At 38.3% G+C, this 14,618-nt stretch carries 11 protein-coding genes; 9 read left to right on the top strand and 2 right to left on the bottom strand.

The window, feature by feature from the left end:
* The gene (locus BM086_RS11700; protein ID WP_092326703.1) at nucleotides 1-2,136 is read left to right on the top strand and encodes an ATP-dependent helicase; all 2,136 of its coding nucleotides are present in this window, start codon (nucleotides 1-3) and stop codon (nucleotides 2,134-2,136) included.
* 8 nt (nucleotides 2,137-2,144) lie between these two features.
* On the opposite strand, the gene BM086_RS11695 is transcribed toward BM086_RS11700, so the two are convergent.
* A complete protein-coding gene (locus tag BM086_RS11695) occupies nucleotides 2,145-3,260 on the bottom strand; it encodes an alpha/beta hydrolase-fold protein (RefSeq protein WP_092326700.1) in 1,116 nt (371 codons plus the stop codon).
* 350 nt (nucleotides 3,261-3,610) lie between these two features.
* On the opposite strand from BM086_RS11695, the gene BM086_RS11690 reads away from it, so the two are divergent.
* The 8 genes from BM086_RS11690 (at nucleotide 3,611) to BM086_RS11655 (ending at nucleotide 12,868) form a co-directional block, all read left to right on the top strand.
* Nucleotides 3,611-4,282 (top strand): DNA alkylation repair protein, encoded by a 672-nt coding sequence (locus BM086_RS11690; RefSeq protein WP_092326698.1) that lies wholly within the window; start codon nucleotides 3,611-3,613, stop codon nucleotides 4,280-4,282.
* Nucleotides 4,283-4,315: 33 nt separating this feature from the next.
* Nucleotides 4,316-5,104 carry an alpha/beta hydrolase family protein gene (locus BM086_RS11685; protein ID WP_092326696.1) on the top strand — a complete coding sequence of 263 codons (789 nt, stop codon included), beginning with the start codon at nucleotides 4,316-4,318 and terminating at the stop codon, nucleotides 5,102-5,104.
* 111 nt (nucleotides 5,105-5,215) lie between these two features.
* The gene (uxuA, locus tag BM086_RS11680) at nucleotides 5,216-6,292 is read left to right on the top strand and encodes a mannonate dehydratase (RefSeq protein ID WP_092326693.1); all 1,077 of its coding nucleotides are present in this window, start codon (nucleotides 5,216-5,218) and stop codon (nucleotides 6,290-6,292) included.
* Between the two features lie 126 nt (nucleotides 6,293-6,418).
* A complete protein-coding gene (locus tag BM086_RS11675) occupies nucleotides 6,419-8,044 on the top strand; it encodes a mannitol dehydrogenase family protein (protein WP_092326690.1) in 1,626 nt (541 codons plus the stop codon).
* A gap of 238 nt (nucleotides 8,045-8,282) precedes the next feature.
* Nucleotides 8,283-9,068, top strand: coding sequence for a TlpA family protein disulfide reductase (locus BM086_RS11670; RefSeq protein WP_092326687.1), 786 nt, complete (start codon nucleotides 8,283-8,285; stop codon nucleotides 9,066-9,068).
* A 30-nt stretch (nucleotides 9,069-9,098) separates the two neighbouring features.
* On the top strand, nucleotides 9,099-10,802 hold the full coding sequence (locus BM086_RS11665) for a clostripain-related cysteine peptidase (protein WP_092326684.1): 1,704 nt from the start codon (nucleotides 9,099-9,101) through the stop codon (nucleotides 10,800-10,802).
* Between the two features lie 7 nt (nucleotides 10,803-10,809).
* Entirely contained in the window at nucleotides 10,810-12,192 is a 1,383-nt protein-coding gene (locus BM086_RS11660) for a TrkH family potassium uptake protein (RefSeq protein WP_092326681.1), read from the top strand.
* A gap of 28 nt (nucleotides 12,193-12,220) precedes the next feature.
* Complete coding sequence (locus BM086_RS11655) at nucleotides 12,221-12,868, top strand: potassium channel family protein (protein WP_092326678.1); 648 nt, start codon at nucleotides 12,221-12,223, stop codon at nucleotides 12,866-12,868.
* A 122-nt stretch (nucleotides 12,869-12,990) separates the two neighbouring features.
* Here the strand turns inward: BM086_RS11655 and BM086_RS11650 are convergent, their stop codons facing one another.
* Nucleotides 12,991-14,481, bottom strand: a complete 1,491-nt coding sequence (locus BM086_RS11650) for an alanine/glycine:cation symporter family protein (RefSeq protein WP_092326675.1) — start codon at nucleotides 14,479-14,481, stop codon at nucleotides 12,991-12,993.
* Between the last annotated feature and the right edge of the window lie 137 nt (nucleotides 14,482-14,618).

Below are 14,618 nucleotides of genomic sequence, written 5' to 3'. Positions count from 1 at the left end.
ATGAACGAATCAGAATTTTTGAATAGATACTGCATAAATCTTAATAGCAATCAGTTAGATGCTGTAAAAACCATAGAAGGGCCTGTGCTTTTGCTGGCAGTTCCGGGAAGCGGTAAAACTACAGTATTGGTAAACAGGCTTGGATATATGCTTTACTGTAAAGGAATCGCACCTGAAAACATACTTACCCTGACCTATACTGTAGCTGCTACGAAGGATATGGCAGAAAGATTTACAAAGCTGTTTGGAGAAGAGCTTGCAGGAAGACTGGAATTTAGAACTATAAACGGTATTTGCGCCAAGATAATAGCTCATTACGGCAGGATTATTGGTAAAAGCTCTTTTGAACTTGTGACTGACGAAAGAATCACAGGAAAGCTTTTAACAGATATATATTTGAAGGTTGTCGGGGAATATCCTACAGAGAGTGATATTAAGAGCATCCGAACACTCATAACCTATTGCAAAAATATGTGCCTGAATGAAAATGAAATAAAGCAGGTAGGCAAAGATGAGGGCATAGATCTATATAAAATTTATTCTGCATACAATAGTGGACTTAAAGAACGCTCGCTTATGGATTATGATGATCAGATGATCTATGCATATAGAATGCTCAAGGGGTCAAAAGAACTTCTTTCTTATTATAAGAATGAATACAGATATATCTGCGTCGATGAGGCTCAGGATACGTCAAAGATTCAGCACATGATAATATCAATTTTAGCAGGCAGAACCGGCAATCTTTTCATGGTTGGAGATGAAGATCAGAGTATTTACGGCTTTAGAGCAGCTTATCCGGATGCGCTTTTAAACTTTGAAAAAGATCATCCCGGAGCAAAAGTTCTTGTAATGGATCAAAACTATAGATCAAATGCAAGAATTGTAGAGGCAGCGGATCTTTTTATCCAACACAATCAGAGCAGGCACAAAAAGCACATGTGTGCGACGAGAGAGCCAATGAGCGATGTAAGTATTGTTTCATTATCTAGTCGTGAGGCACAGTATTCCTATCTTTTTAAAATAGCATCTGATATTCAAAAACAGACAGCTGTTTTATACAGAGATAATGAGAGCATATTGCCGCTTGTGGATATTCTTGAGAGAGAAGGCGTTTCTTATAGAATAAAGAACGCAGATATGGCTTTTTTTACCCACAGGGTGGTTGTAGATATAACAAATATGTTGAAATTTTCGCTAAGTCCATCTGACCCTGAGCTATTTATGAAGATATATTTTAAGTTTCAGGCGTTTTTAAGAAAACCTGATGCCGAAGCTATGTGCTATTTTGCGGACAAAGATCATTCAGGAATATTGGATGCAGCAGAAAAAATAGAATTAAGTTCAAGAGTTTTGGGGAATTGCAGGTCCCTAAGAACACATTTTAAAAATATGGCTTCAGAGACCCCTTTAAAGGCTATAAACAGACTTGAAAACTACATGGGATACGGGGATTATCTTAAGACCAACAATATAGATACAAACAAGATTTTTATCTTAAAAATGCTTGCCAAGAATGAAAGCGATATAGCTTCGTTTCTTGCAAGGCTGGATGAATTAAGGATTTTGCTCACCGAAAAAGCTCCGGATTATAATTCAAAGTTTATTCTTTCAACGATTCATTCAAGCAAAGGGCTGGAGTATGACTCAGTTATACTCATGGATGTTATAAATGGAGTTTTTCCAAGCAAAGTCATTAAAAAGAATGATAAAGCAGACAAACAGGAGCTTAGAGACTTTGAAGAAGAGAGAAGAATCTTTTATGTTGGAATAACAAGAGCCAAGGAAAAGCTGACCATTTTTAAATATGCAGACAAGGCCTCTATCTTTGTAAAAGAACTCACCGGGAAAGACAACGATAAGGTGACTGAAAAGAAAAAAGTAACCACTAAGACAGCAACACCTCTTCTTAAGAAAAAGAAGCCCGAAAACGCCGGAGTAAAAGCAAAAATCCCGCCGCAACTGGTCATTGGCGAAAGAGTCAGCCAAGACCGATATGGGGCGGGAACTATAATTGATGTTGATTATGATGACGATGAAATGCCGACCAAATTTATGGTTGAATTTGATGGCGGCGAACAACGAAAGTTTGTCTATCCATTCGCGTTTACAATGGGAATGAAGATCATTAAGTAAAAAACTAATTATTCTGCATTTTTAAAAACCATCTGCGCAAAATTGTAGAAGCCAAGATACCAGATGTGGAAGTCATGACCTCCGTCAAGTTCCTGCCACATGAAGTTTTCGCCATCTACAAACTGATCACACAGGGATGGCAATGTCTTGGCGGCTGCAGCTGCGCTTGAATAAGCGGTTTTGTCCTGAAGTCCGCAGATATTGTAGAAATAGTAAATAGGATAGGTATTATCCTGTAATATTGAGGCTGTTTTGGCTGCAGCGTTGCTTGAAGGAGCGGCAGAAAATGCACCAAAATAGCTGAACATATCTACACATTCACCAAGTCCGATGTTAATAGTCTGCATTCCACCCATTGAAAGCCCTGCTATAGCTCTGTGTGCTCTCGCTTCAGAAAGGTCATATCCTTCACTGTAATCCGCATAGGTGCTGTAGTGGGAATCAATATATGGAATAAGGTCGTTTCTAAGTTCTTTTCCAAAAAGATAAAAAGCGTTGTTTCCTGAACCGCCCTCGCCGCCAATCTTGCAGGCTCTGCCATTAGGAGTAACAACTATAAACGGCTCAATGTCGCCATAGTAAGCCAGGTTATCCATCAGGGCTTTTACTCTGGAATTACTCTTATTAAGTCCCCATTCATTTTCATTTCCGCCAATTCCGTGCAAAAGAATCATAACGTTATATTTTTTGTCGCTGCTATAACCTGCAGGGAGATAGACATTGGCTTCTTTGGTGATCTCACTGCCATCATTAGCGTAATCATGGGATGGATAGGTGATGTGTTCAACTGTTCCGCAACCCTCATCCGAACGCATTACGGTGTACTTAGGAAGTACTTTATCGCCAATTTCAGCTGAAGCTTCCTGAGGTTTTTCTGAGGATGAACTTTCTGAATCTGCGGCTTCTTTTTCAGCTTCTTCACTGCTGATAGCATCTTCTGTATAAGAAGTTTCCTGTTCAATGGCTTCTGCAATTGCTGATGAGATTTCTTCTGTAGTTGATGCTTCAGCTAAAGCCTGAGTCTCTGACTGATTAGCAGTTGTTGTGTCATTTGCTGTAGAATTACCGCATCCTGCAAGAGTCAGAGTCAATACACATAAAGTGATCAGTAATTTATTTTTCATTGTTTTGCATGGTATTACTGCAATTATTCTATGACAGTAATATGGATTACATGCGCCTCCTATAAGATTATTCAAGAGAATAGTGTATATTTTTTTGTAATTTTGTGCCTATCATATATTAGTGAGAATCTGACAGATATTGCTATTGGAAGTAAACTTATAATGATTAACGACATTATCATTTGCCAAAAGACATTTACTATAGAACATATGATATGGCGTAATAACGTCTTTTTGCTTATAATTATTTTGTGACGAAATTTTACATATTGAAAAAATAATCATCAGTAGAAATGTTGTAATGTATTATGTATCTTTTCCCATAAAATGCACTATAAATGGAGCATAGCATGAGCGTATTTGAAAAACTGATTGAATGTAAGGATGATAAATACAGAGATTTTCAGGCTAAACTGGTTCCGAACATATCACCTGATATCATTATCGGTGTTAGAACGCCGGATATGAGAAGAATTGCCAAAGAAGAGTTTGCAGGCAAGGACAGCGATGCATTTTTAAGCAATCTTCCACATAAATATTATGAAGAAAATCTTGTTCACTTTTTTATGATTTCGTTGATAAAGGATTTTGATGAGTGCATTCAGGCAGTCGAGACATTTTTACCCTATGTTGACTGCTGGCCTGTATCTGATCAGGCTACACCCAAAGCTTTTAAAAAGAATCATGAAAAGCTTCTTCCCTACATAAAGAAGTGGATTGAATCCGAGCATGTATATACAGCCCGCTTCGGTATACGAATGCTGATGAATGAGTTTTTGGGCGACGACTTTAAAGATGAATACCTGGAAATAGTTGCATCAAAGAGCGGAGAAGACTATTACCTTAAAATGATGGTGGCATGGTTTTTTGCTACTGCTCTTGCAAAAAAATATGATGAAAGTGTTCCTTATATAGAAAATCGAAGGCTCGATGAATGGGTTCACCGAAAAGCTATTCAGAAAGCTGTTGAGAGTTTCAGGGTTTCAGAGGAACATAAGGAATATTTAAAAAGCTTCAGATAGATTAAAGAAAAAGTATAAAAGGGGGCAAGGCTAATGGACGGTATTAAATTGTACGAGGCTGTTACAGAAAAGCTTGATGTACTGCATGAAAGCGGCAGGATGATAAGAGGACTTATTTATAGACCGAAAGCGGAGGGACAGTTTCCTGTAGTGATTTTTTCCCATGGATTTGGCTCAAACTACCATGCGCTGATGCACCATGGACCTGCATATGCGCAGCACGGAATCGTATGTGCATTCTTTGATTTTTGCGGAGGTGGAGCAGAATCTACAAGTGATGGTTCCATGAAAGACATGACTGTAATGACTGAGGCCAGTGACCTTGTTAAAGTCATGGAAAAAGTTGCAACTCTTTCCTATGTTGACACAAGCAGCATATATCTGCAGGGTGAAAGTCAGGGAGGTTTTGTTTCGGCAATAGTAGGAAGAGCCTATCAGGAAGACGTAAAGGGACTTATATTATGGTATCCGGCCTTTGTTATTCCCGATGATGCCAGATCACGCATCAAGAACGGCCAATCTGAAGCAATGGGATTTGAACTGTCAAAGGATTATGATGCAGTTGCCCAGGACATAGATGTGGAAGATCTTCAGACCGGTTTTAACAAACCTGTGCTTATTCTTCATGGAGACAAAGATCCGATTGTTCCCATAGAATATTCGAGAACTGCTGCAGCAAACTATGGTCATGCGACTTTGAAAGAAATTGAAGGCGCAGAACATGGATTTAATGAGGAAGAGGGAGAATTCGCAAGAGAAGCTTCCATAGCCTTTATTAAGATCTATGAGGGAATAATGCGTGTGAAATTCGAAGACAGGTAAAAATATAACAACAACTTTTGCAAACTTGGCAACAACTAATTCTATTCAATATATGCCTCCAAATAATTATGCTATTAGTATCAAAGTAATTATTTGGAGGTATTTTTTATTATGGAAATGACACTTCGCTGGTATGGCACAAACTATGATACTGTCAAGCTTTGGCAGATCAGACAGGTTCCCGGAGTTCATGGAGTAATCACTACTCTTTACAATAAACAGGCCGGTGAGCTTTGGGAGCAGAGTGAAATTCAGGCTCTCAAGAAAGAAGTTGAGGCAGAGGGCCTTAAAGTAGCCGGAATTGAATCAGTCAATGTTTCTGATGCAATCAAGGCAGCAACTGCAGACAGAGATAAGCATATCGACAATTATATCAAGACACTTGAAAATCTTGGTAAAGAAGACATACACATGGTGTGCTACAATTTCATGCCTGTATTTGACTGGACCAGAACAGAGCTTGCAAGAAAGCGCCCTGATGGTTCAACAGTTCTTGCATATACTCAGGAAGCTGTTGATGCTATCGATCCTGCAAAAATGTTTGAATCTATTTCAGCAGATACCAACGGCTCTGTAATGCCAGGTTGGGAACCTGAAAGAATGGCTCATGTAAAAGAACTTTTCGAGCTTTATAAAGGTGTTGATGAAGATAAACTCTTTGAAAATATTGTTTATTTCCTTAAAGCTATCATGCCGGTATGTAACAAATATGATATCAAGATGGCTATTCATCCCGATGATCCTGCATGGTCTGTTTTTGGCCTTCCAAGAATCATCAACAACGAAAAGAATATCCTTAAACTTATGAAAGCTGTAGATGATGTTCACAACGGTGTAACATTCTGCTCAGGTTCTTATGGAACAAGCCTTGAAAATGACCTTCCTCATATGATCAGAGCACTTGAGGGAAGAATTCACTTTGCACATGTTCGTAACCTTAAGTTCATTTCACCTACAAACTTTGAAGAGTCAGCTCATCTTTCAGCAGATGGAACATTTGATATGTATGAGATAGTTAAGGCTCTTTATGAGACAGGTTTTGACGGACCTATCCGCCCCGACCACGGAAGAATGATCTGGGGTGAAGTTGCTATGCCTGGTTACGGTCTCTATGACAGAGCACTTGGAGCAACTTATATTAATGGACTTTGGGAAGCAATCGAGAAGTCACACCAGCGCGGAATCTGATCTTGCGGATTATTGGAAAGTTTATAATGAATGGCTGTTTGTTTACTCATTCATTGATGCACAAAACCGCATTAAACGCATATTTCCGTAGTTTTTTAGAATAAATACAAATTGGAGAATAAAAAAGTGAAATTAGATATTTCTAGCGTAAGCAATGATAGTTCTTGGAAAGAAAAAGGCTTTATTTTACCTTCATTTGACAGAGAAAAAATGATAGCAGAGACTGTTGCTTCTCCTGAGTGGGTACACTTTGGCGCAGGTAACATTTTCAGAGCTTTTCAGGCAAATCTTGTTCAGAGAATGCTTGAAAATAACTATGGTTCAAAGGGAATCACTGTAGTTGAGGGATTTGATTATGAGATAATCGAAAAAATGTACAGACCTCATGACAATCTTTCTATTCTTGTAACATTAAAAGCTGATGGAAGCGTAGATAAGACTGTAATTGAGAGTATCGCAGAATCATGCATTCTTGATTCGGGAAATGATAAAGAATTTGGCAGATTAAAAGAGATCTTTAGAGCCGATTCTCTTAAAATGGCCACATTTACAATAACAGAAAAGGGCTACTGCCTTACAAATGCAGCAGGCGAGACACTTTCAAGCGTTGCAGCTGATTTTGAAAATGGTCCTGAAAAACCTCAGAGCTATATTGGAAAAGTTGCAGCTCTTCTCTATGAGAGATTTTTATCAGGAAAGAAGCCTATTGCCATGGTCAGCACTGATAACTGTTCTCATAATGGAGATAAGTTATATGCTGCAATACATGCTTTTGCAAAGAACTGGACAGATAATGGCAAGGCAGATAAAGAATTCTTGAGCTATGTGGAAGATGACAGCAAAGTATCTTTCCCATGGTCCATGATTGATAAGATCACACCAAGACCTGATGATTCTGTTAATGAAATCCTTAAAAATGACGGAGTAGAAGGCCTTGAAGCAGTTGTAACAAGCAAAAACACATGGGTTGCACCTTTTGTAAATGCCGAAGAGAGTGAATATCTTGTAATAGAAGATACATTCCCTAATGGAAGACCTGCTCTTGAAAAAGTTGGAGTTATATTTACAGAAAAAGAAACTGTTGACAAGGTCGAGAGAATGAAAGTTTGCACCTGTCTTAATCCGCTTCACACTTCACTTGCAGTATATGGATGCATTCTTGGATATGACAAGATATCAGAAGAGATGAAGGATGAGGATCTTGTAAAACTGGTTAAACAGGTAGGATATGTAGAAGGACTTCCCGTTGTTACAGATCCCGGAGTAATCAAGCCTCAGGAATTTATTGACACAGTAGTAAATGTAAGAATTCCTAATAAGTTCATGCCTGATACACCACAGAGAATTGCCTGCGATACATCACAGAAGCTTCCAATCAGATTCGGTGAGACAATTAAGGCATATATGAAATCAGACAGCCTCAATGTTGCTGACCTTAAGTGCATTCCACTTGTTTTTGCAGGATGGCTTAGATATCTGATGGGGGTTGATGATAACGGCAATAGTTTTGAGCCAAGCCCTGATCCACTTCTTGCAAAATCACAGGAATATGTCAAAGAGATTTCTCTTGGTTCATCTCTTAGCGAAGTTGAGATTAAGGCGAAAGTTCTTCCACTTCTTAAGGACGAAACAATATTCGGTGTTGATCTTGAAAAAGCCGGACTTCTTGACAGAGTAATTACATATTTTAAATCTCTTATTGAAGGACCCGGAGCTGTAAGAAAAACTCTTCACCAGGTTATAAATGACTAAAAAATAAGGATTTTGACCAAATAAGGATTTTTGCATCGGCACTAATAGCAGATAGCAGACAAAAATGTTATACTGACTATGATGTGCCTGATGTGAAATGGTGTAGACCATCAGGACCAATTGGGAATTGTACCCATTTGTTCTGATGGTCTTTTTATGGGATATGAGGAAATACTTATTCTATAAATAACGCTCTGCTATGGATTCGATTGGTGCGCAGAATTGAGAGGAGAAGTATATGTGGGAAAAGATTAAGCATACATTATTAATATCTTTAGCAACGCTCGGAGTTCTTTTTATTGTGCTTCTTCTCTGGCCTGATGACGAAGATGACAATTCTAATGAAACATCTGCAGCAGGTGAGATTTCCAGCTCACAGAGTGTAGAAGTTAATACTGTTGCGTCTTCTGCTGAAGTTTCCGAAAAGCCTGAAGATAATAATACTGAAGTCATAAATAATAATTCAACTGCTAATAATAACAACGTGCAAAATGAAGAACAAACTGTGAATAACGAATCTTCTAATTCGGAAACATCTTTAGCATCTTCAAATTTAGGAAATACAGTAGCAGTAAATATTCCGGCATCTGAGCTTTCACGAAAACAGATGTTATTTAAAACCGTATCTTTGGATAACCAGACTGTTACTCAGGATATTTTTTCAGAATATGATATTACAATAATTCATGTTTGGGGAACTTACTGCCAGCCTTGTATCAGAGAAATGGGTGACTATGCAAACTTATATAATGAACTTCCTTCCAATGTTAATCTGATAGGAATTGTATGCGATGTTTATGATGGCATTGATAATAATGTTTCTGATGCCAATGAAATACTAAATGATTCAGGCGCTGCATTTATTAATCTTCGTATCAGTGATGATATTTATAGCGCGATTGCTGATATTGATGTTATTCCTTCTTCACTTTTTGTGGATAATGAAGGACATGTTATTGGTGAAAAGCTTATAGGAGCAAATTTTGAAAGCACCAAGAAAAGACTTGATGAATATTTGAAATAGATTTTTCCGGGAGTAAACAAAAATTAGTGTATGGATAACAAAGAGAAGAAAAAAAGCGGATTTAAAAAGATAATAGTTGGGGCGCTTGCAATTTTAGGAGTGCTATTCATTATTATCATGTTAATGCCTGATGACGAAGAGGAAAAAATTTCAGGCAATGTAGAACAGTCTGTAGCAGCGACTGTAGATTCTACAAATAGCAAAAAAGATAACAGTCCTTTTTCAGGGGAAGAGAATGTTGAAGTCGTTTCTGTTGGAACTGATGCCAAATCTGCTACAATAATGGTTTACATGAATGGATCAGACCTTGAGACAAACGCAGGCGAAGCTACAACAGACCTCTCCGAGATGATTTCATCCGGAATCGGTAATAATGTAAATGTGATAGTTCAGACTATGGGAACCAAGAAATGGCAGAATTATGGCATTTCGTCCAATACTGCACAGACCTACAAAATTGAGAACGGTGTTCTTACTCTTGTGCGGGATAATCTTGGACAATTAGATTGCACTGCATCCCAGACATTGTCAGAGTTTATTGGTTTTTGCAAAAGTAATTATCCTGCAGACCGATATATTTTCCTGTTTTGGAATCACGGTGGCGGACCTGTATATGGGTTTGGCTATGATGAATGGCAAAGTGATGACTCAAGCCTTACAATTGCAGAGATGGCCAAGGCTTTTTCTGAGAATAACGATATACATTTTGACATTATCGGAATGGATTGCTGTATTATGGCAAGTATGGAGACCTGCTATGCACTTGCTCCGTATTGCAAGTATGCGCTTCTTTCAGAGGATTTCGAGTCAGGGCTTGGCTGGAACTACAAGGGCTGGATGAATGCCTTTGAAAAAAACACCGGAATTTCCACACCACTTCTGGGTAAATATATCGTTGATGATATCATTGAAGATAATGAGAATAGTTTTGCAGGTGATTCTGCCTGCATGGGATTATTTAATGTATCTACTGCCAAAAATCTTTTTACAGCATGGAAGAATTATGCCTATAAGAATGAATCTGCGCTTCTAAACAAGAATTACAGCAGAATGCACAGGGCAAAGAAAAGAAGCAGGAACAAAGGATTTTGGGATTCCTGGGGATTCGATGACAGCGATGTAACTCTCAAAGACTACTATATCAGTGATATCCTTGCTCTAATGGAGAGCATTGATAATAGCAGTGATGAGGCAAAAAATCTTATGTCTGCACTTAAAGCTGCAGTTGCCTATTATGGTCACACTTCCGATAAAAATGAGCTGACAGGACTTGCCGTTTCTCTTCCTTATGGTGATTCTTACTTTTATGACCGGCTTAAATCTGTTTATTCAGACATAAATCTTGATAAAGAGTATATTGACTGGCTTGGTGCATTTGTCTCAAGTAGTGGTAATTCAAATTATTATGACTACGGCGGTTTCGAAAACAGTTGGGATGGCTGGGGCTCATACGAAAATGATTATGGCTGTAACATCAGTAATGGTGGCTCATGTGAATACAGTTATAATTATGATGATAGCAATTATTACTACTATGATTATGACAATGGCAATAGTGAGTACTGCGATGACTGGATCTACGATTATGACGAGGAAATCTGGTATCTCTATGAAGGTGACACACTCTATCTGTATGATGATGAGACTGATACCATGTACTACTATGATGAATATAGTGACAAATTTTATTATTATGATGAAAGATATGATGATTGGATCGAGGTAAGGGATTGAGGTTTACATGTTTTTTTTAGCTAAAACAAAAGGAATTAAACTAGCGCCGGTGCAGATAATTCCGCTGAGTTTTTTGATAACAATTGTTATCGGCGCATTGTTATTAACCCTTCCCGTTGCTTCAGCAAGCGGTGAAGGGACATCTTTTTTGACAGCATTATTTACAGCAACGACTTCCGTGTGCGTTACAGGCCTTGTGGTGGTTGATACTTATGCACATTGGAGCTTTGTTGGACAACTTATAATTCTTGTTCTGGTTCAAATAGGCGGACTTGGCATGATTGCAATTGCATCAATGCTCATGGTTCTCATAGGAAAGAAGTTTTCTCTAACAGACAGAATGCTTCTTAGGGATGCATTTAATCTTAATTCAGAATCAAGATTGCTGTCCTTTCTGGTTAGAGTCTTAAAAGGCACTTTCCTTGTTGAAGGAATAGGCGCACTTTTATACGCAATTGACTTTATCCCGGCTTTTGGAATAAAAAAGGGACTATGGTGCGCGATTTTTAATGCAGTTTCAGCTTTTTGCAATGCCGGAATGGATGTAATTGGTCCAAACAGCATGGGCGATTACAGAAACAATCCTCTTGTAATGTCAGTAACCATGATCCTTATCATTACCGGAGGAATTGGATTTGTCGTATGGTTTGATGTTGTAGAGAAGATAAAAGAAGGATATAAGAAAAGATTTTCGCCTCTTCTGATTATAAATAGGTTCTCAGAGCACACTAAACTGGTACTTAGTTTTACTCTTATACTTCTATTCGGTGGAATGATTATTTTTACAATCACTGAATTCAATAATTCCGGCACTATCGGAAATATGAATTTGGGAGAAAAGCTTGTAAATAGTTTGTTTGAATCAGTGACACTTCGTACTGCAGGTTTTGCTTCATACCCACAGGAAAACTTATCATATGCTTCCTGCATGGTGGCTTATGTGCTTATGTTTATAGGTGGCTCACCCATTGGAACAGCAGGTGGTATCAAGACTGTGACTATGTTTTTGCTGATAATGAATCTACGCACTTATGTTAGCCACCAAAATGAAAAAGTTATCTTTGGACGCCGTGTATCTGAAGATTCCATGAGAAAAGCTTCAGCCATTACGTTTGTTGGAGTAGTGGCTGTTTTTATACTTACAATTCTCTTATTAATGCTAAATCCCGTACCAATGGAAGATGCTTTGTTTGAAGTTGTAAGCGCATGCGCAACAGTAGGTCTTTCCAGAGGATTAACATCGACTCTTGGAATAGCAGGGCGTATTATAATAATCATTGCTATGTTCCTGGGAAGAATCGGTCCCATCTCAATGGTGGCATTCTTTTCCCGTGATAAGATGGACAGCAATAAAATAAACTATTCAGAAGGCATATTTTATGTCGGATAAAAAAGTCTGATAAGAAGGAATGATAAAAATGATCAAAAAATCAATAGCTGTTTTAGGTTTAGGAAAATATGGATGTAGCCTTGCAGAGTCTTTGTATAGTCTTGGCGAAGATGTTCTTGTTGCTGACAAAAATGAAACGGTTGTAAGAGATATGTCACCCAAAGTTACATCTGCAGTCTGTGCCAATCTAGATAATGAAGATGAAGTTACTGCACTTGGACTTCAAAATATGGATATAGTGATCACCTGCATGGGTGGTAATCTTTCTGCAAGCATCCTCTCTGTAGCGATTGCAAAAGAGAAGGGGGTTCCGGTAGTTATCGCAAAGGCTTCATCTGACAGAATGAAGATGATCCTTGAGCGAGTTGGCGCTGATAAGATAATTTGTCCTGAAGAAGAGGGTGGTGTTCGCTCTGCAAGAATTCTGACGTCGCAGTATATTCGAGATTATTTTGAAATCGATGAGAATCTTTGTATGATTGAATTGCAGCCCAAGAAAGCCTGGATTGGAAAAGACCTCATTGAACTTAATCTAAGAAAAAAATATAACATGAACGTTGCTGCGATCAAAAGACAGGGAGGTAACTGGTCCTATGTAGATCCTTCCCATAAACTTAGAGAAGATAATCTTTTGATGATAATAATTGAGAAAGATGATATCGATAAGTGGAGATAATTGAATATAAAAGAGAAAAAACGCACAAGACTCATTGAAGCTTGTGCGTTTTTTGAACTTATCAAGTAATATAGACCATGAAAGTCGACTTGGCAAGGTGTTTTTTTCTTAATCGACCTTGATCAGGCAATTTCTTCTTCATGAATTTTCTGTATTTCATCGATAGCAGACAGCATAGGCTTAACATTTTTTCTAAGAATAATTCTGTCGACGTAATTCTTAGTGATCTTAACAACTGTTCCGCTAAGTGTGATAACACCTATAAGGTTCGGAATAGCCATAAGTCCGTTGAAAGTATCTGAAAGATCCCAGGCAAGTGTCAGATCCATAGTTGCGCCTACAAGAATAAATAGAACAAATATAACCTGATAGAACTTCATGTTTTTGGTTCCAAAGAGATATTCGAAACCTTTACTTCCATACTGGCTCCAGCCAAGAACTGTTGAAAATGCAAAGAATAAAATGGCGATTGCAATGAAAGCTGAGCCAAATTTGCCGTAAACAGTTGAAAAAGCTTCAGCAACAAGGGCTGTAGATACCTGGTCAGATAATACTTTTCCTGTGTTCAGATCAACAATTCCACTTGAAAGAACTGCAAAAGCAGTGATAGTACATACGATTATAGTATCTGCAAATACTTCGAAGATTCCCCACATTCCCTGCTTAACAGGCTCTCTTACGTTTGAACTTGAATGAACCATAACAGATGAGCCAAGTCCTGCTTCGTTAGAGAAAACTCCTCTTTTCATTCCCATCTGCATTGCCATAGCGATTCCGCTTCCTACAATTCCGCCACCTACAGCGCTTGCGCCAAAGGCTCCTTTAAAGATAGCTGTAAATACAGCACCACAATTCTTAATATTTAAGAAGCATACAATGAGAGCACCAATTATATAGATAACAGCCATGAATGGAACAAGTTTTTCGGTTACAGCAGCGATTCTCTTAAGACCACCGACAATTACAAGACCTGCAAGAATCATAAGGAAAATTCCTGTCACTATAGTAGGAAGGCCAAATGCAGTGTGCATGTTTACTGCGATTGAGTTGATCTGGCTCATGTTTCCGATTCCAAAAGATGCCAGTACGCAAAATACACTAAAGATCATTGCCAAAAATGCGCCAATCTGCTTGCAGCCCTTCTTGGAGCCGAGACCATCCTTAAGATAGTACATTGCGCCACCGCACCATTCATTTCTGTCATTTCTGCGACGGTAATATATTCCAAGTACATTTTCAGAGAAATTTGTCATCATTCCAAAGAATGCAACAATCCACATCCAGAATATTGAACCGGGACCACCAACTACTATAGCAGCAGCAACACCTGCAATATTTCCGGTTCCGATTGTTGCGGCCAAAGCAGTGCAAAGGCTTTGAAACTGTGAAATCTGCGTATCCTCACGATCTGTGTGAGCTGTAACATGTTTATCCTTAACTATTCCCCCAATAGTGTGTTTGACCCAGTGCTTAAAGTGAGTAATCTGAAAGAACTTTGTAAGGATCGTCATTACAATTCCGGTTCCCACAAGTAGAATCAGCATTGGCAGCCCCCAAACAAAGCCGTTCACAGCACCATTTACTTTTTCGATAGTTGTTAATACATTTTCCATAGTCCCTCCTGCGTAATTTCCAAATTTAAGGAAAAAGGTGCTTCATGCTTAACATGAAACACCTTTGTTTCCTTTAAAGTATAATAACACAAGGAAATACTAAAAAACAACAATTTTCTTTAACAATTTAAAACATT

This window comes from Butyrivibrio sp. YAB3001 (assembly GCF_900112195.1).
GTDB lineage: Bacteria > Bacillota > Clostridia > Lachnospirales > Lachnospiraceae > Butyrivibrio.
The sequence above is the reverse complement of the archived record's forward strand: the minus strand, read 5'-3'. Positions and strand labels throughout refer to the sequence as shown.